We start from the raw sequence: 23,415 nt of genomic DNA on the forward strand, positions 1-23,415 counted from the left end.
GGCCGCGACGGAGCCAGTTTTTGCGTGGATCTAGACGCGAGGAGTGTGGTTTGGTTATTCCCAATGAACGACGAGTAACGACGATCCGCGTGAAAACTGGCCCGTCCCGAAGGGTTGCGCGAGAAATTGCGCCATGCGGCGTTGCGGGACTTGAAAAGGGGAACGCCATTTCCTGCGTCCCGCGCCTTGCCTGGCGCAATTTCTCACAGCAACGCGGTTCGCGACGAAACGGGAACAGACCCTAGATGCCGTTCGACGCCGACAGCGCATTCCAACTGATGCTGGGCATTGCCCTCGGGGCCGCACGCCTGACGCCCTGCATGCTGATGGTGCCGGCCTTCTGCTTCAAGCACCTCAAGGGTCCGTTGCGCTATGCGGTGGTGATCGCCGTCGCCTTGATTCCCGCCCCGTCGATTGGCGAGGCCCTGAGCGGGCAGGCGGAAAGCTTCGGCCTGATCATCGGCCTGCTGCTCAAGGAGGTGGCGCTGGGCGCGCTGCTCGGGGTCTTGCTGCACATGCCGTTCTGGATGTTCGCCTCGGTAGGGGCTCTGCTCGACAGCCAGCGCGGAGCCTTGAGCGGCGGCCAGATGAACCCTGCCCTGGGGCCGGATGCAACGCCCATGGGGGAGCTGTTCCAGGAAACCCTGGTCATGCTGCTGATCGTACTCGGCGGACTGCCGCTGATCCTGCAAGTGATCTGGGACAGCTACCTGATCTGGCCGCCTACCGCCTGGTTGCCGATTCTCGACGGGGATGGCCTGGCAGTGCTCCTTGAACTGTTGAGCCGCACGCTGCATCACATGCTGCTCTACGCCGCCCCGTTCATTGCCGTGCTGCTGCTGATCGAGGCCGTCATGGCCATCATCAGCCTGTACGCCCAGCAACTGAACGTGTTCATTCTCGCCATGCCCGCCAAGAGCATTGCCGGTATCGCTTTTCTGCTGATCTATCTGCCGACCCTGCTGGAACTGGCCAGCGGCGAGATACAGCACATCCAGGTCATCGGCACCCTGCTGGGTGACCTTCTCAAGGTGCCCGCCCCATGAGCGAGAAAACAGAAAAGGCCACCCCCAAGCAACTGCGCGATGCCCGGGAAAAAGGCCAGATCGCACAGAGCCAGGATGTCAACAAACTGCTCATCTTCCTGGTCGTCAGCGAAGTCACGCTGGGCCTGGCCAGCGCCAGCGTGGATCGTCTGCAGCAATTGATCGCGCTGGCCGTCAACGCCACCAGACAACCGTTCGCCCGCATCGCCGAGCAGCTCCTGTCCGAAGCGATCACCCTGCTGATCAGCTTTCTGGCCTGCAGCGTCGGCCTGGCCATGCTGATGCGCCTGGCCGGCGGCTGGGCGCAGTTCGGCATACTGTTCGCGCCCAAGGCACTGACCGTCGATTTCAACAAGCTGAACCCATTCGGCCAGATCAAGCAGATGTTCTCCGCCCAGAACCTGATCAACCTGCTGATGAGCATGCTCAAGGCCAGTGTGATCGGCACCACCCTCTATCTGCTGCTCAAGCCGGAACTGGCTACGCTGATTCTGCTCGCCAACTCCGACCTCGCGACCTACTGGCAATCGCTGCTCGAGCTGTTTCGCCACATCCTGCGCACCACGCTCGGCCTGCTGCTGACAATCGCCGCGGTGGACTTCGGCATGCAGAAATACTTCCACGCGAAAAAGCTGCGGATGAGCCATGAAGACATCAAGAAGGAATACAAGCAGTCCGAAGGCGACCCGCACGTCAAGGGCCAGCGCCGGCAGTTCGCCTTCGAGATTCTCAACGAGGAACCCAAGGCGCCCGCCAAGCCCGTGGAGGACGCCGACATGCTGGTGGTCAACCCGACCCACTACGCCGTCGCCCTGTTCTATCGCCCCGGCGAGACGCCGCTGCCGCTGATCCATTGCAAGGGCGAGGACGACGATGCCCTCGCGCTCATCGCCAGGGCCAAGCGCGCTCGTGTCCCGGTGGTGCAGAGCGTGTGGCTGGCCCGCACGCTGTACAAGGTCAGAACCGGCCGCTATATCCCCAGGCCGACCCTGGAACTGGTCGCGCAGATTTACCAGTTGGTCAGGCAACTCGATGAGGTAACCGATGAAGTCATCCGCACGGACGATCTCTAAGAACCTGTTCACGATCTCGCGAGCTGGAGCAAAACAGGGGCGAAAGTGGCCGAGGAACGGTCGCAGTCGCGGGCGACTTTACGAGCTGTAAATGAGCATTCCGACTGGGCTGGCATTCCAGGTCGCTTGCAACCTTGTTCAGCCGACGCGCAGGCACTTGCCATGCAAAACCGAAGGCGTCGATACATCGACCTGCAACGCCCTCCGCTATCGTCGATGACCGCGCCGGACCTACTGTCCGGCGCTGTGCCAACTCAATGGCCAACCAGGTGATCGAGGCCCGCCAGGGCCAACTCCTCGTGGCAGATTTCATCCAGAGACAGGGCCTGGTCCCAAGGCCCGGGGGCGGCATGCCAGACGACGAAGTCACGTTGCGGGTTGAGCATCAGAAAGTAGTCGTGAAAGCGATCCGCCTGGGAAAAGCGCCGGGCCAGCGTGTCGCGCAACTGTTGCGGCTCGAGCATGGCATTCTCGACATGCAACGCCACCCCCCAATTCTGATGCTCCTGCCGGCTGACGAAGGCCACGCCGGCGGCGAGTGGCCAGACGGCATGGCACTCTGCGGCGGCGAGTTCGAGAAAGGCATGCTTTTGCGAAACCTGCACCACGTTCAGTCCTCGAGCGGGATGACGGAATAGTCACGCGTGCGGTCGCGATCGTACTCATTGAGCCCCTGGCGCATCTCCTCCGGCCACCAGATCACCAAGGCACGATTAGTCGAATCCGGTCGCTTGCAAGCCTCGCCCGTACAACCGGGGCGGTTGGCACAGCCGGCCAGCAGGCCGAGGATCAATAACGCACAGCCACAGCGAACGGCACTCATTGCACGGCCTCCTGCAACAGCGATGGTCGCTGCTTGAACGATTGTTTGAGAATGCGCGGCTTGCGCAACGCGATGTACACCTCGCTTTCTTCCCCCGGATTCAGCCAGGCACGCGGCCAGGCGCTCACGCCCATGACCCAGCGTCCGCCACATCGGCTCTCATCCAGTCGCCGCGGTTCGTCCGACTCGTTGCGCACCACGACGACGGCAACGCCCCAGTCTTCGCGCGCGAACCACTGCGAACGCTTGCTGTCCATCCGCAGCCCGCCGTCCACGTTACACAGCGTCTCAGGCGCGAACGGTGCCTGGCTGGCGCTGAAACCTGTCGGCGAGGCGCCATCGAGCAGCGCCGCGAACGCTTGCTGAACGTCCTCGCGGGTAGGCAGCTCGGCGCCGTGACGACGGTCCTGGACGTCCTTCAACTGCCTGTCCAACTCATGGGGGTTGCCATGCTTGACGTAACGCGACGGGTTGACCTGATCGCCGATCAGGCGCGGAGTAAGGATGAACAGCCGCTCACGCTGCGTGTACTCCCGGCTGCGCGACTGGAACAGGAGCTTGCCGATGATGGGGATGTCGCCAAGCAACGGGATCTTGTTGAGGCGATCACTGGCCTCGACCCCGTGAAAACCACCAATCACCAGCGAGCCATGCTCGGCGATCACCGCCTGGGTGCTGACGTTGCCGCGGCGTACCGATGGCTGATCCTCGCTGATCTGCGACTCGATGATCTGGCCGTCTTCGATATCGACGATCAGTTGCACCTGCGAGCGGCCATCGTGATCGAGCGAGCGCGGAATCACCTTGAGGCTGGTGCCGGCGGTGATCTCCTGGATATTCGCCACGCGCTCGGCCAGCGCGGTGAGGTACTCGGTACGGCTGAAATCGATCACCGCCGGCAAGTTTTCCAGCGTGAGGATCGACGGGTTGCCGACGATCGATGCCGCGCCCGTGCCCTCCAGGGCGTGCAGATCCGCCGCGAAGCGCCCGGCATCCTGGATGAACAGCGTGGATGAGGTGCCTGACTCGAACAGGTCCGCACCACCACTGACACTGCCGGATGCGAACGACCAGCGACTGGACAGTTGAGCCAGCTCATTGCGGTCGATATCCAGGATGATCGCGTCGATCTCGATCACATTGCGCGGCACGTCGAGTTGCTTGATCAACGCCTGGTACATGGCCTTGCGCGCGGGCAAGTCGTAGATCAGCACGGCATTGTTGCGGATATCCGCACTGACCCGGATGCGCCCACGGTTGCGTGTCTCGCCGCGACTGTTGCTCTTCGCGCCGGAAGAGGAACCAAGCCCGAGCGCCTGGTCCAGGTTCTTATCGAGCAATCCGCTGTCCAGCCCCCCCAGCACACCGGATGACAGGCCGAACGAACCATTGTGATTCAGCCCCTGGGCGACTCCACTTCCCGACTGATACATACCTGTCGTGCTGCTGGAAGCGCCCTGGGATCGGCTTTCCAGCAGCTCTTGCAGAATGCCGGCAACGCCGGCGACACGCAGCTCCTGGTCACGATAGCGGATGCTGCGATCGGCGGCATTGGCATACTTCAGGGGAAACACGATGACGTCCTGCTTGTCGGCCTCCTCTGGCACCTCCACCTTCTCGCCGTATTCGCGGACGAGCTGCACGTACTTCGTCGGCCCGCGTACCAGCACCACGCCCTCTTCCGGCAGCAGCCCCCAGCCGAAGCGCGGATCGAGCAAGCCGATGTCGCTGAGAGCGACCTTCAGGTCATCCACCGAGTCGGCGGAGACCTCGATCCTTGCCGAGGTTTGTTCGCGGGTGGGACTGACATACAGGGTGTCATTGAAGACGAACCACTGGAAATGATGCTCGCGCCCAAGCCGCTCAAGAAACCCCTGGGGGTTTTCAGCACGGATCCGCCCATCGACACGGCCATCCATGACCGGCATATCCAAGGTCATGCCGAACTCGCGGGCAAAGTCGCCCAGAGCGGTCATCAAGTCGGTCTGCCGGGCGTCATAGGCATAGGCCGTACGCTTCCAGCTGTCCGGCGGTAAGGCACGGGCCGGCAGGCAAACGACGAACAGCAGCCAGGGCAACCAGATCAGGACGTTGCGCATTTCATACTCCAGAAGACAGGCGATCAGGATTCGCCAGCCACCCGTCCTCGGGGGTTGGCACTGCGGAGGTGTTCATCAGGTTGAGCAGGGTCGCCCGCTGATTGGCCAAGCCTTCCAGGCTCGCCAGCAGCGTTGCGCTATCGCAGGACACCTGGCACCACTCGACCAGCACCAGGCAATAACTGTCGGGATCGATGGCCAGCGCCCCGTTACAACCGCACGCGAGCCCTGCCGCACCGTTGTGCAAGATGCCATCGAGCAGCCGTTCGGCCATGCAGTCGAAGGCATCCAGCACCTCCAGGCTGCAACGCACACCCTCACCCAGGAGCGCCAGGCGGGCCTGCGCGTCATCAATCCAGCACTCGAACGGCTCAGGCGATCGCTGCGCCAGCCAATGTTCCAGGACGGCGCTGAACTCATTGAATTCCATCAATGATCGCTTTGGTCAGGCCGTGCTGCGCGCGCAGTTCCTCAGTGACCACCGTACCGGTCAGTTGGGCGCGTCTCGCCGCATCGTTGTAGGCCAGCATGTCATCGACATCGGCGCTTTCAGAGGCCTGCAGCAATGCATCCTCCACTTCACTCTGAGCACGGTCGTTGGCACGATCCAAGCGATTGCGTAACGCATCCAGACTAGACATCTCGACTCTCCACGGTGGGGTAATACCCGTGAGTGGCACGATGCCGGAGGGCGGTTCCCAACAGGAGAAGACCTGGACGCCTCTGGTGCGAGGCTCAGGCAGTGGCGTCGGAGACAGGCGCCCCCGCAAGCAGCGCCTGGCGAAGACCTGTCCAGTCGAGGTCGAATGCGCCCTGCTCGTGGCTAAGGCGAATAGCGTCCGGCGCCAGGCCGGCATCGCCCTCCACCTTCCAGACGGCAGAAAACCGCGAAGCCGCCAGCCAGCTTCGTAGCGCGTCGATATTGTCCGGGTGGCAGATCAGCGAGGCACTGGAGTCGGTGCCCTGGCTGTCGGCCAGGTTTTTCAACAGGGCCCGGATGCGTTCCGGCAATGTCGTGTCATCGAGAACCCTTGCCAGGGCAAGGTTGAGCAACCGCTCGACCGCTTCCAGCGATGCGCGCTCCAGTGCCATCTGCTCCTGGCGCAGCGCGTCGAGAAAACTGTTCGCCTGTTGCCAGAAAGCGGCCTGCGCAGCGTCGACGCGCTGTCGACTCTCCTGCTCGGCGGCATCCAGGATCGCTTCGGCTTCCCTTCGAGCCTGCTGCAAGCACTCGCTGGCCCTGCGCACATCCTGCAGCGTTTCACGCCGCACAATGGGCTCGTCCAGCACCTGTTGGGCCCAGACCAGGCTACGCCGGGCAAGCATCGTCGCGCTCCCTGGCGACACGCCACAATACCGCCCCCCACAGCGCCTTCAACCTGTTCATCGGCAGGCCTGCCGGTGGCGATCCGAGCCCCTCGGGAGACCATTGCAGCTTCACCCGACTCCAGCATTGCGCCCCGACCCATGCGCCCAGCAGCATCCGTGGATCATGCACAGGCTCGCCCAGCCAGAGACCTGGCCGTAGCGCCTTGCCGATGCTTCGGCACCACCCCGCATACGGCTCACGGCGCTCATGCCACGGGGCAGCCGGCAAACAGATATCGCCCACCAGGGCCAGGGCCAGCTCCCGCCGCCTGTGATCCAGGGCGACCCAGCTCAGCACCGCTTCATCTGGTGCGGGAGGCTGCATGAGCGCACCTTCCGGGCAGGCGCGCGCGGCACGGCGGCTGACAGGCAGGCCGTCGAGCCAGGCAACCTCGTTGGCAGCCCCATGGCTCCAGCCAGGATGAGCCTGCTCGCCGGCCTGGAACCACCACTCGATCCATTGCTCCGCCTGCCGGCTCATGACAGAGGACTCGGCAGGTTCGCGGATGTACGCCGTATCCGCCCTCGCGCCAGCAGCGCCTGGCGCCAGTCGGCGCGAAGGGCCAAAACCAGCCCCGCGACAAGCACGACTATGCCCAGGGGCAGCAGCCAACCGGCCACCTTCCAGAAGCCGACTTGCTGTTCCTCAAGCAGAAACGGCCCCCATTGGGCCAGGCGCTCGGTCTCCTCGAAGGCAGCGGCTGGGACGAATACGATGGAAAACTTGTCGTTGTCCGCCAGCGCGGCGCCGGACATCCCCGGAATACTGCTGGCGACCATCTGCTGGACCCGCAGGCGAACGGCATCCGGCTCAAGACTGGCCGCATGCTTGATGAACACCGCGGCCGATGCAGGTTGCACCGGCTCGCCTGGAGCGATCCGCTCGGGCAGCACGACATGCACCCGGGCGACGATCACGCCATCGATCTGCGAAAGCGTCGACTCAAGCTCCTGAGACAAGGCATAGATATACCGCGCCCGCTCTTCGAGAGGCGTCGAGATCACACCTTCCTTCTTGAATATCTCGCCCAGGCTCGTACGTGCCCGACGCGGCAGCCCGGCCGCATCGAGAACCCGTATCGCCCGATTGGCGTCCTTGCTATCGACCGAAACGACGACGCCAGTCTTGTCCGCTCGTTTACTGACCTCAATCCGGTATTCCCCCAGCGAAGCCAATATGTCGTTGGCATCCCGCTCGGACAAACCACTGAAGAGGTCGGTCTTCTCACTGCAACCGGCGAGCAGCGAGACAAGCACGAGCAACACGGCAAGATGTCTTTTCACAGCAAGAGCCCTACTGCATGTTGGTGAGTTTTTCGAGGGCCTGGCCGCCCTTGCTGACCACCTTGGTGGTGATAGCCATCTGCAACGAATACTGCGACAACGCCCGGCTCATGTCGGCGATGGCGCCTGGATCGTTGGCAATCACCGCCTCTTTCATACTGCGCTTCGCCGTATCCGAAAGCTTGTCGATCGAAGCCATGCGGTTACCGATCGCCTCCGCCAGCATGGCGCCACTCTGGCTGGGGTCCGCCTCTTTCTCCTGCATCAGGTTGGAAAAAAGCTCGACATCATGCCGAGACGGCTCGCTGACCAGCCCTTGATCCAAATCCGGCCCAGCACTTTTCGCGACGCTCCGCAGATCGTCGATCTTCGCAATGCTCATCAGGTCGCTCCACATCAGCGACAGGCGAACGGGCCTGTCGAGGCACTGCCCTCATGCCTCCCTGCATTAACGGGCAGCAGGGTAAAGGTCAGCTGTTCTGCTTCGGCAACATTCCGCCGACCAGAGCATTGGCCGCATCCATCGCGCTGCTTTTCAGGTTCTGCATCTCGAGCTGCTGGGTCAGGTCCTGCAAACCATCCATCAGGCCACCCAGCGTCTTGGTCAGGTCCTGCAGCAAACTGCTCGACTGCCCAGAGGAATTGCCCAGGCTTCCCAAGCCGCCTTCGCCGCCCAGAGAGCCCGTCGATTGCAGACCCGACTGGCCAGTCGAGTCGCCTCCCGCCTGCCCCGATGCCTTGGCACCCAACTGGCTGCCGATCATGTCGATGGCTGACTGAAAGGAAGAGGTTTCGCTTTCATTCAGGAAGTTGTCTTCCTGCAGTTCGTTGGCCCAGGAACCGGAATCCGGTGCCGGAAACTGGCTCGGGTTGGCATCCATGAACTTGCCGACTTCCTTCAGCATCGACATATCATCGCTGGAGAACTTCGAACCCTCGCCACTCTTGCTCAACAGATCATCCAGCGAGGACTTGGCCAGCCCGCTGAGTAGCTGATCCATCAGGCCGGACAGCCCGGAATTTTCACTGCTCCCTGACGACCCTGACTTGTCTGCGCCGAAGTCGTCTCCCAGCTTGTCACCGATCAGTTTTTCCAGCGCACTGGTGAGCGCCTTTTCCGGCCCCTGCACAGCCATCTGAAAGGGGTCGACCTTATCCTTGAGCATCTTGCCGAGCCCGGACTCGGTGTCGGTCTTGCCGCCGGAACCGCTCAATGCCTCCACCAACTTGCTGATGACCTCTTCCAGCCCCTTCAAGGACGAAGACTGCTCGGGTTTCTTCTCGGCCAATACACCGCTCGCAACTCCACCGGTCATCGAATTTGTTGCTACCAAGTTCATAGCTAACTCTCCCTAAAACAGGAATGCACCCCCGAAGGGGTGCTGATCATCAGTAGCTGATGCCCTTGGCATTCTGTGCTGCCGAACTGATTTTCTTGTTCGTGGTGTCTTCCTTGCCCGACTGAATGGCGTTGTCGACATCCTGCTCCTGCTTCTGGATGTTCGCCGCCGTCTGTTTCGCCGTCATCTTCGCGCCATGCGCATCCATCGCAAGATTCGAAGCGTCCTGGGCCATCGAACTCAGGCCACCACCACTGAGAAAGCTCGCAGTTGTAAGACCGCTCATAGTCATTTCCTCGTCTGTAGAACCCGCATTATTGCGTGGTGCTAGTAGGTGGCACGCACCCATGAACGGGTTCCAAACAGATGGAAATTTTCTCGTTACCTGCTCAGACCCCCAGCTCCTTCATCCGGTGATAAAGCGTGCGTCGTGGAATCTCCAACTCGTTCACCACCGCCTGGATACAGTGATCATGGCGTTTCAGCGACTCCTGGATCAGCGCCTTTTCGATAAGGCGCAGTTGCTCCTTGAGCCCCGCACTCGCCGACTCCATCGGCTTGTCATCGAGCAACGGCAGGCCCAGGACGTGGCGTCGGGCGGCGGACTTCAACTCGCGGTAGTTGCCTGGCCAGTCATGTTCGAGCAGGACCATTTCCTGCTCGGCATCAGGCGAGCGGGCAGGCATGCCGAGTTCATCGGCGGCGTGCTCGATGAAGCGCTGGAACATGGGCCCGATGCGTTCACGCTGCTCCCGTAGCGGCGGTAGCTTCAGGCTCATCACCCCAAGGCGGAAGTACAGGTCGCGGCGGAAGAGTCCGCTCTCGACCAATTTATCCAAGGGCTGCTGGGCCGATGCGATCACACTGATATCCAGGGGTATCGAGCGGGTCGAGCCCAGTCGCTCGACACGCCGGCTCTCCAACACACGCAGCAGCTTGACCTGCAAGCCCAGCGGCATGCTGTCGATCTCATCGAGATAGAGCATGCCGCCCTGGGCCGCCTCGAGATAGCCGGGACGATCGCGATCGGCACCGGTATAGGCACCGGTCACCGCACCGAACAACTCGCTCTCGAACAGGGACTCAGGAACCGCTGCACAGTTGATCGCGACAAAAGGCCGATTGGGCCGTGACAGCTGGTGCAGGTGCCGGGCCATGGTGTCTTTGCCGGTCCCGGTTTCACCTTGCAGCAATACGTCGATACCCAGCTCGGCAATGCTTTGGCCGAGCACATTGACACTCGCAATGCCCTGCTCAAGCATGCATCGTTCAAGCGTGGCTTTCATATTCAACCTCTGACAGGCAAAGAGCTATCAGCGGCGGGTCAACAAACTACGGACCGTTCGCACACAGGCCTGGATCTTTAAACGCCCAGTTCCCTCATTTTTTGGTAGAGCGTGCGCTTGGGAATGCTGAGCTCCAGAGCGACCGAGTCAAGGCAGTTGGCATGACGCCTCAGGGCGTCGTTGATCAGGGCTTTTTCCACCTGGCGCATTTGCCTGCGCAGGCCTGCCCCTTCTTTTTTTGCATCCATGCGCGCCACGCTCAACGGCGAAGCACCCATGACGAAACGTTTAGCGGCCGAATTAAGCTCACGGATGTTGCCGGGCCAGGGATGGCTCAACAGCATCGGGGCGATGCACGTATCCAGGGCTGGCAGCACGCGCTGCAGGCTGGCCGCGGCAGATCGGCAGAACGCATTGAACAACGGCAATATCTGCTCGCGGCGCTCGCGCAACGGTGCCAGGCGCACCGTAACGGCATTCAGACGAAAAAACAGGTCCCGGCGAAAGGCACCCTGCTCCACCAGCTCCGCCAAGGAGCGTTGCGCGGAGGCGATGACCCTGAGGTCCAGCGGCAGGAAGCTCGTACTGCCGAGCCGCTCCACGCCCCGCTCCTCCAGCACGCGTAGCAACTTGGCCTGCAAGGCCAGGGGCATGCTGTCGATTTCATCGAGGTACAGCGTGCCGCCATGGGAAGCCTCGATGTACCCTGGCCTCGCCCGCGTGGCACCGGTAAAGGCGCCACTGGTGACACCGAAGAGCTGGCTCTCCGCCAACGCCTCCGGGATGGCGGCGCAGTTAAGGCCAACGAAAGGCCCCCGACGTGCGGAAAGCTCATGAATGCGTTTTGCCAGCGTGTCCTTGCCGGTGCCGGTCTCTCCGCATAGAAGCAAATCCACGCACAAAGACGCAGCAGAAAACGGCAAACCCAACTCCGATGTATCACGCTCGTGCTCAGGCACGTATTGGTGTGTGATCTCTACGATCATTGCAGCCCTCACAGTATCTGCATGTGCATCGAGCTCATGGCAGGGCCTCAAGCACGCTCCCTGGGCATCGTCATCCCAGGTGCAGCCTCAGCGGCCTTTTTCCGGTTACTGCTGTAAGTCTTGTTGCTCTATTTTCCAGGCGTCCTGCATCGGCGCTCACAAATGAATCTGTTCCGATACAAAAATCACTCAAACACTCATACAGTCCGCACGGTCTGAAGACTGGCCATAACGGGATCGGTTCAATCACTACGTCGCAAAACGAGTACCTGGTCGCATTGCATGTAACAAAATCTAAACAAAACCGAGGTAGCGGCTATTTGCCTTCCATTTCCGCTGAGGCCCTGTGTTTTCAAGCGTTGGCTCTGGCAAAAACAGCCTGCGCACAGCCCACAGCGGAAAGCATGCTTGCCACTTTCATTTTTCTCAACGTATCCATCGAATAATTCGCTTTTCAGGTACGAGGCACGCCAAGCCACATGCCAATCGGCCTGCGAGATGGAATCGAGTGGCTAACCGGGCACGTCCATGCAGCGGAAAACCGAACCTGGAAGGCTCGAACTCAGGGCAATTGCTTGCCCCGGATGTTCAGACGCCAGGCAGCGTCTGCGCAGCAGGCACGACGTGACTCACGGCTGAGTCAGCCTCGCTGCTGGCGATGGGCTCGTCCGTCCTGGGCCTGATCCCACCCAGAGCCTTGAGCATTGACCCCGGTTCGGTGTTGAGCCGGCGTGATGCGGTGATCGGCAGTAGCAGGCGTTCCTGCGCGTGGCCACGGCCTGCCGCATTGAGCAGGCGGACTTCGCGCTCATGAACCCCGGAAAGCGCCGCGACCTGTGCAAGATTCACCGGCTGCGACAACGCGATCACCTCGAAATAAGGACGATCTGCGACAGGTGCGAGGTTCACGCCATAAGCCTGGGGCGCATCCACCACCTGCGCCAATGCAAGCAAACGAGGAACGTAGTCCCGGGTTTCCTCAGGCAAGGACAGATGCCAGTAATCCGTTGGCAATCCTTTCGCGCGATTACGCGCCATCTCCTTCTGCACGCGCCCCTCGCCGGCGTTGTAGGCCGCCAGCGCCAGTAGCCAGTCGCCCTCGAACAGGCCGTGCAGATGACCGAGATAGTCCATGGCCGCACGGGTCGACGAAGGGATATCGCGGCGCTCGTCGTAGCCAGCACGCTGCCTGAGCGCATAGCGGCGTCCTGTCGAGGGCATGAACTGCCAGAGCCCAAGGGCCTCGGCCGAAGACCTGGCAAGCGGGTTGTAACCACTCTCGATGGCGGGCAGCAACGCAATCTCCAGCGGTATCTGGCGCTTGTCGAGTTCTTCGATGATGAAGTGCAGGTATCGACTGCCAGAGCGCCCCACAGTGTCAATGAACGACGGCCGCGCGAGCAGCAATCGTCTCTGCCGGTCGATGCGCGTCCTGCCCTCCTCGACCCTCGCCAGAGCGAAGCCTCGACGCATACGCGCCCAGAGATCGTCGTCACCACGGTATGCGGCCACGGCCTCGACAGAAGCGCCAGGGCCTACCTCCAGCCAACGAATCCCGGTCCCCACCCGAGGCTCCTGCACAGCGTCCGAGGGCAGCGTCATGGATGAACAGCCCGCGACGGAGAACCCCATTGCCAGCAGCAAGCCGCAAGGGGAAATACGAGCATTGGAACGGTTGGAAAGAGTCAAAGCGAACATGGGTCAATATCCCTGACAGGCTGTCCGCTGGGTGGTATCCAGGCATCCCTCGGTTCCACTGCATCGGCCAGGCGAGCGCACGGACCGCAGAGCAGTACCGCGAGCAGCCGGCCCGAAAGCCAATGCCCGCATCGCACGATACGGGCATTGGCTGGGAGGTCATGCGTTCACACCGCCGGCATGAAAATGCTCAGCAGGCCCGCTACATTCAGGCGGCCTTGCCACGCAACTGATCGGCAATCTGCTGAACCTTCTCGGCATACCCTTGCGCGTCGATCTCGCGACCGTAGGAGTCCGTCGCACCCGGCGCCCAGTTGTCGCCGCCGTTGTACTTCATCAACTGGTTGGTCGCATCGCCGCCTTTGCTGCCCATGATCACCGCAGCCAGTTCGACCTGGTCCGACTGGCTGCCGTGGTCATAGTCTCGGCCTGTCTCCTGGCGGAACTTGTCGGCGTAGGCCTGGCGAGTGCCAGGCTCCACCTGCATGACGCCGTCGCCGCCGCTGCTTCCGGACAGGTCGGCGCCGAAGCTCGTCTCCTGCTTCGACTGCGCGGCAAGAATGTAGGGATCGACGCCATGTTTTTCACCGGCCTTGACGCAATCCTCCCACAGCGACTGCGGCATCCCCTGGGGAGCCTGTCCGGCGTCTGCCTTGGCCTCACTTGACCCGGGCTTGATGTCCGAACTGGACTTTGCAGGTGTCGGCTCCCCTGACGCCGGTGTGTTGTTCTGTGCGGAGAAACCAGGGGTCTGGCCAGAGCCAACCGGCGTCTGCTTGTCCGCGGAGCCGCTCTCGGAACCGTTGCTGGCTTTCAGCTTGTCGAGAAACCCGCTGATCAGCGAGGTGATGCTGGCGATCAGATCCGTCAGCAGTTTCTCCAGGCTGGTGTCCTGGGCGCTGTCATCGCACGTTTTCTGCTGGGCGCTCAGCGCCTCGCTACCCTGGCGATCATTTGCTAAGGCGCCGAATTGAATGGCGTTATCGGCATTCATACCGAAAGAGATCGCATCCTGGCGCTGGGCGAATCCCTGCTTTTCACTGGTCCCATCCTGCAGCGGCAGCTCTGAAAACGGCGCCTGCTGTGGGATCTGCAGGGGCCCCAGCCCGTTCAATGTCGTCATGATGATCTCGCCGCTAGATATCGTTTATCGCCACTGAGTGGTAAGCGAAAGCATTGGGTTCCATTGAACCAGGAGCCAGGGTCTGTCGACGTTTCGTCGCGACCGCGCCGGAGCCCGTCGGTCGTGCATGAAGTCCATCGCCAGCAGGGCTTGATTGCCTCCGGCACCGCCAGCGGCCCGGGCGTTTCCCGCACGATGCGTTGGCGACGTTTAATGACGCGTTGGGATTAATCTCAGGTTGAAACGTTCTTCGATAAAAGTGAATTCCACCTCGCCGCGCCCTGCTTGCATCATGCCGTCATTACAACGAACGATGGATGTAGGGCATGGCAGATTTCGATCCAGCGTCCTGGCTGGGCCGTACGCAAGACGTGCATGACCAGCTCAGCCGCAACCTGATCCGCCGCATCGCCGCGACTTTCGATGTCGAGGCGCCGGGCCACGGTGAAGAACTTCCCTGGCTGTGGCACTGGTGTTTCTTCAACGAGCCGGTCGATTGCAGTGGCCTGGGCCCGGACGGCCACCCGGTGCTAGGCGGTTTCATGCCGCCGGCGCACGGCCGTAACCGCATGTGGGCCGGCGGGCGCCTGGAATTTCTCGCGCCGTTGCGAATCGGCGGCGAGGCCTGCCGCAAGACCCGTATCGAGCGCATCGAGGAAAAATCCGGGCGCACGGGTTCGCTGCTGTTCGTGACCCTGGGCCATGAATACTGGCAGGACCGGCAACTGTGCATTCGCGAGGAACAGGACATCGTCTACCGCGAGCCCACGCCACCCAAGCTGGCTGAGGGTGAGCCGGTCCCGCCGGGCGACTGGCAGCATGACGTGGTACCCGACCCGACCCTGCTGTTCCGCTACTCGGCGGTGACGTTCAACGCCCACCGCATCCACTTCGACTGGCCTTACGTGACCGAGACAGAGGGTTATCCCGGCCTGGTGGTACACGGCCCGCTGACCGCCAGCCTGAGCCTGGCGGCCTTCGTTCGCGCCAACCCGCTGGCGCGCCTGCGACGCTTCGCCTTTCGTGGCGTGCGTCCGCTGATCGCCCCCGGCGCCTTTCAGGTGGGCGGCCGCCACACCGAGCCCGGCGTCGCCGAGCTGTGGGCAAGCAATAGCAGTGGTATCTGCCAGCGCGCCGACGTGCTGTTCGACTGACCCAATGAGAATCGCGCGCCTGAATACAGGCGCCGCTGCGAGGAAAGCCCGATGATCGACCGCAACAGTGAAGAATTGAATGCCATCCGCGCAGGCGTGCGAGCCCTGTGCGCCGAGTTTCCCGCGGAGTACTGGCGCAAGATCGACGAGGAGAAGGGTTTCCCCGAAGCCTTCGTCACAGCCATGACCGAGGCCGGCTGGCTGTCGGCGATGATTCCGGAACAATACGGCGGCTCCGGCCTGGGCCTGGCCGAGGCCTCGGTGATTCTCGAAGAGGTCAACCACTGCGGCGGTAACTCCGGCACCATTCACGGGCAGATGTACAACATGTTCACCCTGCTGCGTAACGGCAGCGACGAGCAGAAACGCCACTACCTGCCCAAGCTGGCCAGCGGCGAACTGCGCTTGCAGTCGATGGGCGTGACCGAGCCCAGCACTGGCACCGACACCACCAGGATCAAGACCACCGCCGTGCGCCAGGGCGACGACTATGTGATCAACGGCCAGAAGGTGTGGATCTCGCGCGTGCAGCATTCGGACCTGATGATTCTGCTGGCGCGCACCACGCCGCTGGCCGAGGTCAAACGCAAGTCCGAAGGCATGTCGATTTTCCTGGTCGACCTGCGCGAGGCCATCGGCAACGGTTTGACCGTGCACCCCATCGCCAACATGGTCAACCACGAAACCAACGAGCTGTTCTTCGACAACCTGAAGATTCCGGCCAGCAGCCTGATCGGCGAAGAAGGCAAGGGTTTTCGCTACATCCTCGACGGACTCAACGCCGAGCGCACGCTGATCGCCGCCGAGTGCATCGGTGACGGCCGTTGGTTCACCGAGAAATCCGCCCAATACGCGCGCGACCGCAGCGTGTTCGGCCGCCCCATCGGCCAAAACCAGGGCGTGCAGTTCCCCATCGCCGAGGCGCACATCGAACTGGAAGCCGCCGACCTGATGCGCTGGCGCGCCTGCGAGGAATACGATACCGGGCTCAACGCCGGCGCGGCGGCGAACATGGCCAAGTACCTGGCAGCCAAGGCCAGCTGGGAGGCGGCCAACGCCTGCATGCAGACCCACGGCGGGTTCGGCTTCGCCTGCGAATACGACGTCGAGCGCAAATTCCGCGAGACGCGCCTGTACCAGGTGGCACCGATTTCGACCAACCTGATTTTGTCCTACGTGGCCGAACACCTGCTCGAACTGCCGCGTTCGTTCTGAGGGAACCGTCATGCTCGACAGCCAACTGCGCAGCGCCCTGTTCGTGCCCGGCAATCGACCCGAGCGTTTCGCCAAGGCGCTGGCCAGTGGGGCCGATGCGGTCATCGTCGATTTCGAGGATGCCGTGGAGGAAAGCCATAAGGCCCAGGCGCGTGAACATTTGCGCGCCTTTCTCGACGAGAATGCTGAAGCGCGGGTATGGGTGCGGGTCAACATGGCCGCGCACGCCCAGCACCTCGCCGACCTCGACCTGTGCCGTCATAGCGGCGTGCTTGGCGTGCTGCTGCCCAAGGCGGAAAGCGCCGGACAGGTCACCCAGGCGCTGGCGCGCACCGGCAAGCCGCTGCTGCCCATCATCGAAAGCACGCTGGGCATCGAGGCGCTGGCGCAGATCGCACGCGTGCACGGCGTGCAGCGCCTGACCTACGGCGGCCTGGACCTGAGCCTCGACCTGGGGCTAACCGCTGGCACGCCAGCGGCCGAGCGCCTGCTCGACCAGGTGCGTTTCGCGCTGCTCCAGCACTCCCGCCTGGCCGGGCTTGCGGCACCACTGGAAACGGTGTTTCCCGCTATCGGTGATCCCGCCGGTCTCGCACGATTCGCCCGCGATGCCGCCGACATGGGTTTCTCCGGCATGCTCTGCATCCACCCCAAGCAAGTCACGGCGGTGCACCAGGCGCTGGCCCCCAGCGAACAGGAACTGGACTGGGCCCGCCGCGTGCTGGCCAGCGACGATAGCGGCGGCGCCTACCAGCTCGACGGCCAGATGATCGACGCGCCCGTACTGGCTCGCGCACGACGCTTGCTGGCCAGAACCCGTTGACGCGCAGCCACGATGAAAGCCTGTTGCAAGGTGGGCGGTAACGCCAACGCCCGGTCTGTCGTGGAGACCGGACGTTGGCGATTTCGCAGCAAACCGGATGGGCACTCGACCGATCGATCGCCCATCCGCGGTCGAGGCACACGGGGGTTCGTGCGCGGGTCAAGGGCAAGGCGCCTTCCGAGCGGCTTGCCCCGGCGACTCATTTCAACGGCAGGGTGTAGGAGAGGATCAGGCGATTCTCGTCCAGTTCACCGGCGCCATCGGAGCGCACCGTGGCGTTGCGCCAGCGAATGCCGAGGTTCTTCAGGGGGCCTTGCTGGACCACGTAGGTGATGTCCAGGTTGCGTTCCCATTCCTTGCCGCTGCGCCCGGCGATCTGGTAGCCGTCGCCGCGGATGTAGCGGTTGATCATGGTCAGGCCCGGCACGCCAAAGAGGGTGAAGTCGAGGTCATGACGCACCTGCCAGGAGGTTTCCTGGGCCCGCGTGAAATCGAGGATCTGCACCACGTTGGCGGCATTGGCATCGGTATCCTGCAGGTACGGGAAGGGGCTGTCACCGCTGTTGTCCTGGTAGCCGACACGGAAGGTATGGGCACCATGGGCGGCCGAGAGCATGATTGTGGTCAGGCCGTTGTCGATATTGCCGCCACGAGCCGCACCGTTCTCCGAGGAGTCGAAGTAGCCGAGGTTGGCACCGAGCACCCAGTCACCCATCTTGTGGCTGCCTTGCAGGCCGAGGTAGTTCTGCTCGTAGACGTCTTCCAGCTCGGCGCGCCAGTAGGCGGCGTTGAGCGTCGGCGAGACGCTGTAGGTAGCGCCGAAATAATCGAAATGGTCGCCGCTGACGTTGTAGTTGCCGGCCAGGATTTCATCGTGGTTGCCGCTGGAATTACGCAAGTTGACCTTGTCGAAGCGGCCCAGGTCGAGCGCCAGGTCGTCGATGTCGGTCGAGCTCAGGGTCACACCGTTGAACAGCGGCGGCAGCAGGCGCGCATCGCTGGCGAGCAGCACCGGCGTCTTGGGCGTAAAGCCGCCAACCTTCAGCTCGGTCTTGGAGATTTTCATCTTGGCCACTCCGGACAGGTCGCTGTAATTGCCCGGCCCTTCATCGCCAAAGGCGTTGGGCAATAGCCCGGTGCCGGCGCGCGCGTCCGAGGAGTCGAGCTTCAGGCCCAGTGCGGCATAGAGGTCGACACCAACGCCGACCAGGCCGTCGGTGTAACCGGACTTGGCGCTGAGCATGAAGCCTTGCGCCCACTCTTCGCGCTTGGACTGCGCGGCGTTTTCCTGGCGGAAATCACGGTTGAAGTAGACGTTGCGCAGGGACAGGTTGACCGTGCTGTCTTCGATGAAGGCCGCGCGGGCCTGGGTCGGGATGATCAGAACCGGAGGAAGGGCGAGCAGCGCACAGAGCTGCGTCAGCGAACGTGTATGCATGTGTCGTGTCCGTCTTGATTGTTCTTGTAGGTCTGCCGGAGCGAATGCCGGTATGACGCACTATGCGCAGGGCCATGCACGGGCAGGTATTGGGTTTTCCTTAAGCGTTCCTTCGGCGCAGCCAAACATCGCCCGCTTAAGCAACGTGAAAGGCTGCCTTTCGCGATGAACAATTGCCCAGCGCACGGCGCGTTGCCCATGCTGGCCGCTATCGCCCCTCGACAAGGTCACTCCATGAAAGACGCGCTGATCGTTTCGCCCCTGCGCACGCCCATCGGCAAATTCGGTGGCGCCCTGGCGGCGCTGACCGCCGACCAACTGGCCGCCGGCCTGATCAAGACGCTGATGGAGCGCCTCGACGTGCCGCCCGCCTCGCTGGACGAGGTGATCGTTTCGCAGTCCTACGCCTCCAGCGAGGCGCCATGCATGGGCCGCTATGCCGCCCTCGCCGCCGGCCTGCCGATCGAAGTGCCTGGCTATACCCTCGACCGCCGCTGCGGCTCCGGCCTGCAGGCGCTGGTGGACGCCGCCCTGCACGTGAAGACCGGGCATGCCCAGGCCGTACTGGTGGTGGGCGTGGAGAGCATGAGCAACATCGAGTACTACAGCACCGACATGCGCTGGGGCGTCCGTGCCGGCAGCGTGAAACTCCATGACCGCCTGGAACGCGGCCGCGAACGCTCGCAGCCGCAGGAGCGCTTCGGCTACATCTCCGGCATGCCGGAAACGGCGGAGAATCTGGCGCGCGACTACTCTATCGGCCGCGAAGACGCTGACCGTTTCGCCGTGCGTAGCCACCTCAACGCGGCAGCCGCCTGGCGTGACGGACGCTTCCTCGATGAGGTGGTGCCGGTGCGGGTGCCTGGCAAACGCGGCGCCAGCACCACGGTGAGCCGCGACGAAGGTATTCGTGAAGACGCCAGCCTCGACAGCCTGGCCGACCTGCGTGTGATCCTGCCCGACGGGGTGTGCACCGCTGGCAACTCCAGCCAGCAGAACGATGCCGCCGCCGGTTGCCTGGTGGTTTCGCCCGAGTACGCCCAGCGTTATGGCCTGAAACCCCTGGCACGCCTGGTCGATTGGGCCGCCGCTGGCTGCGATCCGGCGCGCATGGGCATCGGCCCGGTGCCCGCGGTGAAGCGATTGCTGGAACGCAGCCAGCGCAGCCTCGCCGAGATGGACCTGATCGAGATCAACGAAGCCTTCGCCGCCCAGGCCCTGGCGGTACTGCGCGCGTGGAAGATGGACGATATCGAGCGGGTCAACGTCAACGGTTCGGGAATTTCCCTGGGCCACCCGATTGGCGCCACCGGCGTGCGCATCATGACCACGCTGCTGCACGAAATGCAGCGCCGCGATGCGCGCTACGGCCTGGAAACGATGTGCATCGGCGGCGGCCAGGGGATGGCCGCGCTGTTCGAGCGCGTGTGAGGACTGGTCATGCAGTGGATCGAGGCGAACCACACCATCCTGCGTTATCAATGGCAGCCCTGCGCGGTATCAGGCGACGTTCCGCCGCTGGTGCTCATCCACGAAATGGGCGGCAGCCTGGAAACCTGGGACGCCCTCTGCGCCAACCTGCACGGGCAGCGTCCGGTGCTGCGTTATGACACCCGCTGCGCCGGGCTGTCGGAAAAGAAACCCGGTGAACTGGACATCGACGACCACGTCGCCGACCTGCGCGCCCTGCTCGACGCCTTGCACATCAGTGGACCGGTGGCGCTGCTGGGGGTGGCCGTGGGTGCGGCCATCGCCATTCGCTTCGCCGCCACGCACCCGGCGCGCTGCCGCCAACTGATCGGCCTGGCGCCGGCCTGCGGCGTGGCCGCCGACGCGCGCCAAGGCACGCGTGACCGCGCCGAGGCGTTGCGCCGCGAGGGCCTGCGTGATCTGATCCCGGCCCTGCTGGACAAGACCTGGCCGGCGCCCCTGCGCACCGACCCGCTCGCCTTCGAGGCCTTTCGCCTGCGCTGGACCGCCGCCGATCCCCAAGGCTTCGCTGCGACCTTCAGCATGCTCGCCGGCCTGGACCTGGAAGACGACCTGCCGCGCCTGCCACCACGCACACTGTTGGTGGCCGGCGAATACGACGCCCTGCGCCCGCCCAAAGAGATCGACCGCCTGGCCGGCTTCGCTCCGCACATCGAGGCCTTGCACGTCGCCTCCGGGCATTTCATGCCGCTGCAAAGCCCGCGCTGGGTGGCGACGCTGGTGCGCCGTTACCTGGATGAGCCGGTGCGCGGCGCGGCGATCTACCAGGCATTCATCGACGACGCGACCAACCGCCGTGGCGAGGCGGAACACGCGGCGTGAGCAACGCGCTACAACGATAAGAACCTACGAGGACATAGCACCATGATGCAGTCACGCATGATCGGGGACATCAAGGTCACCCGCATTCTGGAATACGCAGGCCCGACCCACGATCCAGCGTTCCTCTTCCCACAGCTGGATAGCGCCGTGCTCGCCGAGCACAGCGAGCTGATGGCGCCGAATCACTGGGTGCCGCACATGAACAGGCTGATCGTCACCATCCAGTTCTGGATCGTCCACGTGGGCAGCAACATCGTGGTGATCGACACCGGCGTGGGTAACTTCAAGCCGCGCCCCGGCATCGCGCGGATGAACATGCTCAACGGCCTGGTGCGCGAGTGGATGATCGCCGCTGGCGCGTCGCCGGAGAAAGTCACCCACGTGGTGATCACCCACCTGCACGCCGACCATGTGGGCTGGAACACCACCTGGCAGGACGGGCGCTGGGTGCCGACGTTCCCCAACGCCACCTATCACCTGCCCAAGGACGACTTCGACTTCTGCGACCAGGGCAAGAACAGGGAGCCAGGCGTGATCGACGTGTTCGGCGAGGCGTTTTTCGACAGCGTGATGCCCATCGTCGACGCGGGCCTTGCCAGGATGATGGTGCCAGGCCAGGAAATCGCCGACTGCCTGGTGGTGGAACCGGCCCCCGGCCACAGCCCCGGCCAGGTCACCTTCCGCGTTCGCTCGAAGGGCGAGGAAGGCATCTTCTGTGGCGACATCCTGCACAGCCCGGTGCAGATCGTGCGGCCCGAGGTCAACTCCGGCTACTGCATCTGGGAAGACACCGCGCGCAAGACACGCCTGGCATTCCTCAATGCCGCCGCCGACCGCGAGGCGCTGATCATGCCCGTGCATTTCGGCGAGCCTCATTGCGGCTACATCCGCCGCCAGGGTGACAGCTTCCGCTTCGAGCCGGCGAGCTGGTAGACATCCAACGCCTACTGGCTGGCAAGCGCCGGTAGGCGCCGCAGACGCCCGGCAGGCAGTCGACGAATACCGGCTAGCAGGCCGTTGAAAAACGTAGGCGAGGCAGGATGGCCGAGGCAAAAATCACCGAAAAAGCGCAGTTTACGTATTGTAAATGAGCATTTGAGGTGGTTTTTAACGAAGGCCAGCCAACGCAGGTAGTTTTTCAACGGCCTGCTAGGCAGCAATGGCGACAGACAGTAACTTGGTCCATCACTTGGCAAGAAGTACCCGACCATGGCGATGCACTTCGATATCACCGACTTCCGTCTGTTCATCAACATCGCGGAAACCAGCAGCCTCACACGCGGGGCGGAACGCTCGTTCCTCTCGGTGCCGGCGACCAGCAACCGCATCAAGAACCTCGAAGACAACCTCGGCATGCGCCTGCTGGAGCGCTCGCCTCAGGGCGTGACCCTGACCAACGCCGGCAAGACCTACCTGCAACACGCCCGCGTCATCCTCTCGCAACTGGAAATGCTGACCGGCGACCTGCAGGAATATGCCATCGGCCTGAAGGGCCAGTTGCGCCTGCTGGCCAACACCACGGCCATCACCGAGTACCTGCCACCGGTGGTCGGCGAGTACCTGAAAAGCCACCCTGACGTGCACATCGACATGCGCGAACGACTCAGCGATGACATCGTGCGCAGCATCCGTGATGGCAGCGCCGACCTGGGTATCGTCTCCGGCAGCGTGGTCACCGACGGCTTGCAGAGCGTGCCGCTGGTCAGCAGCCGGCTGATGGTCATCGCCCCCGAGGGGCACCCGATTCTCCAAGGCGGCGAGGTGTACTTCAAACAGGCCCTGCAATACGCCTTCGTCTCGCTGCTCGAAGGCAGTGCCATCCATGTGTTTCTCAGCCGCGCCGCTGCCGCATTGCACACGCCGCTGACCATCCGGGTGCAGGTCGCCAGTTCCGATGCGATCTTCCGTATGGTCGAGGCCGGTGCCGGTATCGCCATCGTTCCCCAGGCGGGCTTCGAGCGCCTCAAGGGGCGGCAGAACATCGGCTCCTGCACCCTGCTCGACCCATGGGCGGTGCGCTCTTTCCAGCTGTGCGCCCAGGATTTCGACGGCCTGTCGGCGTTCGCCCGCGATTTCGCCAACAGCCTGATCGACTGGTATCGCACCCCAGGCGCCGAATAAGAGCCCCGTCACCAGACCGTGTGAAAACGTAGCGAGCGAAGGTCAGGCAAGGGCTAGGCGCCCCCGCAAAACGGCGAAAAAGCGCAGTTTACGAGCTGTAAATGAGCATTTTGACTGGGCTGGCATTCCAGCCGGTTTTTAACGCCGCATGGCCGAGCGCAGTAGTTTTCACACAGTCTGGTCACGCTGCCTTAACACGAGGTTAAGCCGCGCTTTCGAAGAGCG

At 63.0% G+C, this 23,415-nt stretch carries 25 protein-coding genes; 9 read left to right on the top strand and 16 right to left on the bottom strand.

The features are described 5' to 3' along the window. Positions 1–245: 245 nt before the first annotated feature. A complete protein-coding gene (gene sctT, locus ACSZPK_RS19250; protein ID WP_437883135.1) occupies positions 246–1,046 on the top strand; it encodes a type III secretion system export apparatus subunit SctT in 801 nt (266 codons plus the stop codon). Continuing rightward, the gene (sctU, locus tag ACSZPK_RS19255) at positions 1,043–2,119 is read left to right on the top strand and encodes a type III secretion system export apparatus subunit SctU (RefSeq protein ID WP_437883136.1); all 1,077 of its coding nucleotides are present in this window, start codon (positions 1,043–1,045) and stop codon (positions 2,117–2,119) included. Before sctT ends, sctU begins: the two co-directional genes overlap by 4 nt. 254 nt (positions 2,120–2,373) lie before the next feature. Here sctU and ACSZPK_RS19260 read toward each other — a convergent pair whose 3' ends face one another. From ACSZPK_RS19260 to ACSZPK_RS19330, 15 genes are all read right to left on the bottom strand, one after another. Further along, positions 2,374–2,727 (bottom strand): type III secretion protein HrpV, encoded by a 354-nt coding sequence (locus ACSZPK_RS19260; protein WP_437883137.1) that lies wholly within the window; start codon positions 2,725–2,727, stop codon positions 2,374–2,376. A gap of 2 nt (positions 2,728–2,729) precedes the next feature. After that, complete coding sequence (hrpT, locus tag ACSZPK_RS19265; protein ID WP_437883138.1) at positions 2,730–2,942, bottom strand: HrpT family type III secretion system protein; 213 nt, start codon at positions 2,940–2,942, stop codon at positions 2,730–2,732. Then, complete coding sequence (sctC, locus tag ACSZPK_RS19270; RefSeq protein ID WP_437883139.1) at positions 2,939–5,041, bottom strand: type III secretion system outer membrane ring subunit SctC; 2,103 nt, start codon at positions 5,039–5,041, stop codon at positions 2,939–2,941. The genes hrpT and sctC overlap by 4 nt, the downstream gene beginning before the upstream one ends. Before the next feature lies 1 nt (position 5,042). Further along, positions 5,043–5,471 (bottom strand): type III secretion protein, encoded by a 429-nt coding sequence (locus ACSZPK_RS19275; RefSeq protein ID WP_437883140.1) that lies wholly within the window; start codon positions 5,469–5,471, stop codon positions 5,043–5,045. After that, the gene (locus ACSZPK_RS19280) at positions 5,458–5,682 is read right to left on the bottom strand and encodes a type III secretion protein (protein WP_437883141.1); all 225 of its coding nucleotides are present in this window, start codon (positions 5,680–5,682) and stop codon (positions 5,458–5,460) included. Before ACSZPK_RS19280 ends, ACSZPK_RS19275 begins: the two co-directional genes overlap by 14 nt. Before the next feature lie 94 nt (positions 5,683–5,776). Next, positions 5,777–6,367: a type III secretion system stator protein SctL gene (gene sctL / locus ACSZPK_RS19285; RefSeq protein ID WP_437883142.1), complete on the bottom strand. Its 591-nt coding sequence runs from the start codon at positions 6,365–6,367 to the stop codon at positions 5,777–5,779. Beyond that, positions 6,351–6,890 (bottom strand): type III secretion protein, encoded by a 540-nt coding sequence (locus ACSZPK_RS19290; RefSeq protein WP_437883143.1) that lies wholly within the window; start codon positions 6,888–6,890, stop codon positions 6,351–6,353. Before ACSZPK_RS19290 ends, sctL begins: the two co-directional genes overlap by 17 nt. Beyond that, on the bottom strand, positions 6,887–7,693 hold the full coding sequence (gene sctJ, locus ACSZPK_RS19295; protein ID WP_437883144.1) for a type III secretion system inner membrane ring lipoprotein SctJ: 807 nt from the start codon (positions 7,691–7,693) through the stop codon (positions 6,887–6,889). The genes ACSZPK_RS19290 and sctJ overlap by 4 nt, the downstream gene beginning before the upstream one ends. 10 nt (positions 7,694–7,703) lie before the next feature. Then, positions 7,704–8,075 (bottom strand): type III secretion system inner rod subunit SctI, encoded by a 372-nt coding sequence (sctI, locus tag ACSZPK_RS19300; protein WP_437883145.1) that lies wholly within the window; start codon positions 8,073–8,075, stop codon positions 7,704–7,706. 88 nt (positions 8,076–8,163) lie between these two features. Beyond that, a complete protein-coding gene (locus tag ACSZPK_RS19305) occupies positions 8,164–9,009 on the bottom strand; it encodes a harpin HrpZ family protein (protein WP_437883146.1) in 846 nt (281 codons plus the stop codon). Between the two features lie 73 nt (positions 9,010–9,082). Continuing rightward, complete coding sequence (locus tag ACSZPK_RS19310) at positions 9,083–9,319, bottom strand: hypothetical protein (protein ID WP_437883147.1); 237 nt, start codon at positions 9,317–9,319, stop codon at positions 9,083–9,085. Positions 9,320–9,422: 103 nt separating this feature from the next. Further along, on the bottom strand, positions 9,423–10,319 hold the full coding sequence (locus tag ACSZPK_RS19315; RefSeq protein WP_437883148.1) for a sigma 54-interacting transcriptional regulator: 897 nt from the start codon (positions 10,317–10,319) through the stop codon (positions 9,423–9,425). 77 nt (positions 10,320–10,396) lie between these two features. Beyond that, positions 10,397–11,305, bottom strand: coding sequence for a sigma 54-interacting transcriptional regulator (locus ACSZPK_RS19320; RefSeq protein WP_437883149.1), 909 nt, complete (start codon positions 11,303–11,305; stop codon positions 10,397–10,399). A 588-nt stretch (positions 11,306–11,893) separates the two neighbouring features. Then, positions 11,894–13,003: a transglycosylase SLT domain-containing protein gene (locus ACSZPK_RS19325; RefSeq protein ID WP_437883150.1), complete on the bottom strand. Its 1,110-nt coding sequence runs from the start codon at positions 13,001–13,003 to the stop codon at positions 11,894–11,896. 208 nt (positions 13,004–13,211) lie between these two features. Continuing rightward, a complete protein-coding gene (locus ACSZPK_RS19330; RefSeq protein WP_437883151.1) occupies positions 13,212–14,126 on the bottom strand; it encodes a hypothetical protein in 915 nt (304 codons plus the stop codon). A gap of 326 nt (positions 14,127–14,452) precedes the next feature. Between ACSZPK_RS19330 and ACSZPK_RS19335 the strand changes: the two genes are divergently transcribed. Genes ACSZPK_RS19335 through ACSZPK_RS19345 form a run of 3 tightly spaced genes read left to right on the top strand, consistent with a single transcriptional unit; the run spans position 14,453 to position 17,318 of the window. Continuing rightward, the gene (locus tag ACSZPK_RS19335; protein ID WP_437883152.1) at positions 14,453–15,280 is read left to right on the top strand and encodes an FAS1-like dehydratase domain-containing protein; all 828 of its coding nucleotides are present in this window, start codon (positions 14,453–14,455) and stop codon (positions 15,278–15,280) included. A gap of 54 nt (positions 15,281–15,334) precedes the next feature. Next, positions 15,335–16,495 carry an acyl-CoA dehydrogenase family protein gene (locus tag ACSZPK_RS19340; protein WP_437883230.1) on the top strand — a complete coding sequence of 387 codons (1,161 nt, stop codon included), beginning with the start codon at positions 15,335–15,337 and terminating at the stop codon, positions 16,493–16,495. 10 nt (positions 16,496–16,505) lie between these two features. Beyond that, positions 16,506–17,318: an HpcH/HpaI aldolase/citrate lyase family protein gene (locus ACSZPK_RS19345; protein WP_437883153.1), complete on the top strand. Its 813-nt coding sequence runs from the start codon at positions 16,506–16,508 to the stop codon at positions 17,316–17,318. Positions 17,319–17,517: 199 nt separating this feature from the next. Here the strand turns inward: ACSZPK_RS19345 and ACSZPK_RS19350 are convergent, their stop codons facing one another. After that, entirely contained in the window at positions 17,518–18,756 is a 1,239-nt protein-coding gene (locus ACSZPK_RS19350; RefSeq protein WP_437883154.1) for an OprD family porin, read from the bottom strand. 234 nt (positions 18,757–18,990) lie between these two features. On the opposite strand from ACSZPK_RS19350, the gene ACSZPK_RS19355 reads away from it, so the two are divergent. The 4 genes from ACSZPK_RS19355 to ACSZPK_RS19370 all read left to right on the top strand — a co-directional run bounded on the left by ACSZPK_RS19355 (position 18,991) and on the right by ACSZPK_RS19370 (position 23,190). Further along, positions 18,991–20,187, top strand: a complete 1,197-nt coding sequence (locus tag ACSZPK_RS19355; RefSeq protein WP_437883155.1) for an acetyl-CoA C-acetyltransferase — start codon at positions 18,991–18,993, stop codon at positions 20,185–20,187. Positions 20,188–20,196: 9 nt separating this feature from the next. Continuing rightward, the gene (locus ACSZPK_RS19360) at positions 20,197–21,069 is read left to right on the top strand and encodes an alpha/beta fold hydrolase (protein ID WP_437883156.1); all 873 of its coding nucleotides are present in this window, start codon (positions 20,197–20,199) and stop codon (positions 21,067–21,069) included. A gap of 42 nt (positions 21,070–21,111) precedes the next feature. After that, on the top strand, positions 21,112–22,002 hold the full coding sequence (locus ACSZPK_RS19365; protein WP_437883157.1) for an MBL fold metallo-hydrolase: 891 nt from the start codon (positions 21,112–21,114) through the stop codon (positions 22,000–22,002). Positions 22,003–22,278: 276 nt separating this feature from the next. Next, on the top strand, positions 22,279–23,190 hold the full coding sequence (locus ACSZPK_RS19370) for a LysR substrate-binding domain-containing protein (RefSeq protein WP_437883158.1): 912 nt from the start codon (positions 22,279–22,281) through the stop codon (positions 23,188–23,190). The last annotated feature ends 225 nt before the right edge of the window (positions 23,191–23,415 follow it).

The organism is Pseudomonas sp. LRF_L74, assembly GCF_965644255.1.
Lineage (GTDB): Bacteria > Pseudomonadota > Gammaproteobacteria > Pseudomonadales > Pseudomonadaceae > Aquipseudomonas.

Excerpts from the sequence above, each read along its gene's own strand:
- ACSZPK_RS19345 (WP_437883153.1), top strand. The coding sequence starts at position 16,506 with ATGCTCGACAGCCAACTGCGCAGCGCCCTGTTCGTGCCCGGCAATCGA.
- ACSZPK_RS19365 (WP_437883157.1), top strand. The coding sequence starts at position 21,112 with ATGATGCAGTCACGCATGATCGGGGACATCAAGGTCACCCGCATTCTG.
- ACSZPK_RS19355 (WP_437883155.1), top strand. The coding sequence starts at position 18,991 with ATGAAAGACGCGCTGATCGTTTCGCCCCTGCGCACGCCCATCGGCAAA.
- ACSZPK_RS19290 (WP_437883143.1), bottom strand. The coding sequence starts at position 6,890 with ATGAGCCGGCAGGCGGAGCAATGGATCGAGTGGTGGTTCCAGGCCGGC.
- sctI (WP_437883145.1), bottom strand. The coding sequence starts at position 8,075 with ATGAGCATTGCGAAGATCGACGATCTGCGGAGCGTCGCGAAAAGTGCT.
- ACSZPK_RS19320 (WP_437883149.1), bottom strand. The coding sequence starts at position 11,305 with ATGATCGTAGAGATCACACACCAATACGTGCCTGAGCACGAGCGTGAT.
- ACSZPK_RS19330 (WP_437883151.1), bottom strand. The coding sequence starts at position 14,126 with ATGACGACATTGAACGGGCTGGGGCCCCTGCAGATCCCACAGCAGGCG.
- sctT (WP_437883135.1), top strand. The coding sequence starts at position 246 with ATGCCGTTCGACGCCGACAGCGCATTCCAACTGATGCTGGGCATTGCC.
- sctC (WP_437883139.1), bottom strand. The coding sequence starts at position 5,041 with ATGCGCAACGTCCTGATCTGGTTGCCCTGGCTGCTGTTCGTCGTTTGC.
- ACSZPK_RS19350 (WP_437883154.1), bottom strand. The coding sequence starts at position 18,756 with ATGCATACACGTTCGCTGACGCAGCTCTGTGCGCTGCTCGCCCTTCCT.
- sctL (WP_437883142.1), bottom strand. The coding sequence starts at position 6,367 with ATGCTTGCCCGGCGTAGCCTGGTCTGGGCCCAACAGGTGCTGGACGAG.
- ACSZPK_RS19360 (WP_437883156.1), top strand. The coding sequence starts at position 20,197 with ATGCAGTGGATCGAGGCGAACCACACCATCCTGCGTTATCAATGGCAG.
- ACSZPK_RS19315 (WP_437883148.1), bottom strand. The coding sequence starts at position 10,319 with ATGAAAGCCACGCTTGAACGATGCATGCTTGAGCAGGGCATTGCGAGT.
- ACSZPK_RS19335 (WP_437883152.1), top strand. The coding sequence starts at position 14,453 with ATGGCAGATTTCGATCCAGCGTCCTGGCTGGGCCGTACGCAAGACGTG.
- ACSZPK_RS19325 (WP_437883150.1), bottom strand. The coding sequence starts at position 13,003 with ATGTTCGCTTTGACTCTTTCCAACCGTTCCAATGCTCGTATTTCCCCT.
- ACSZPK_RS19280 (WP_437883141.1), bottom strand. The coding sequence starts at position 5,682 with ATGTCTAGTCTGGATGCGTTACGCAATCGCTTGGATCGTGCCAACGAC.
- ACSZPK_RS19275 (WP_437883140.1), bottom strand. The coding sequence starts at position 5,471 with ATGGAATTCAATGAGTTCAGCGCCGTCCTGGAACATTGGCTGGCGCAG.
- ACSZPK_RS19305 (WP_437883146.1), bottom strand. The coding sequence starts at position 9,009 with ATGACCGGTGGAGTTGCGAGCGGTGTATTGGCCGAGAAGAAACCCGAG.
- ACSZPK_RS19370 (WP_437883158.1), top strand. The coding sequence starts at position 22,279 with ATGGCGATGCACTTCGATATCACCGACTTCCGTCTGTTCATCAACATC.
- sctU (WP_437883136.1), top strand. The coding sequence starts at position 1,043 with ATGAGCGAGAAAACAGAAAAGGCCACCCCCAAGCAACTGCGCGATGCC.
- hrpT (WP_437883138.1), bottom strand. The coding sequence starts at position 2,942 with ATGAGTGCCGTTCGCTGTGGCTGTGCGTTATTGATCCTCGGCCTGCTG.
- ACSZPK_RS19310 (WP_437883147.1), bottom strand. The coding sequence starts at position 9,319 with ATGAGCGGTCTTACAACTGCGAGCTTTCTCAGTGGTGGTGGCCTGAGT.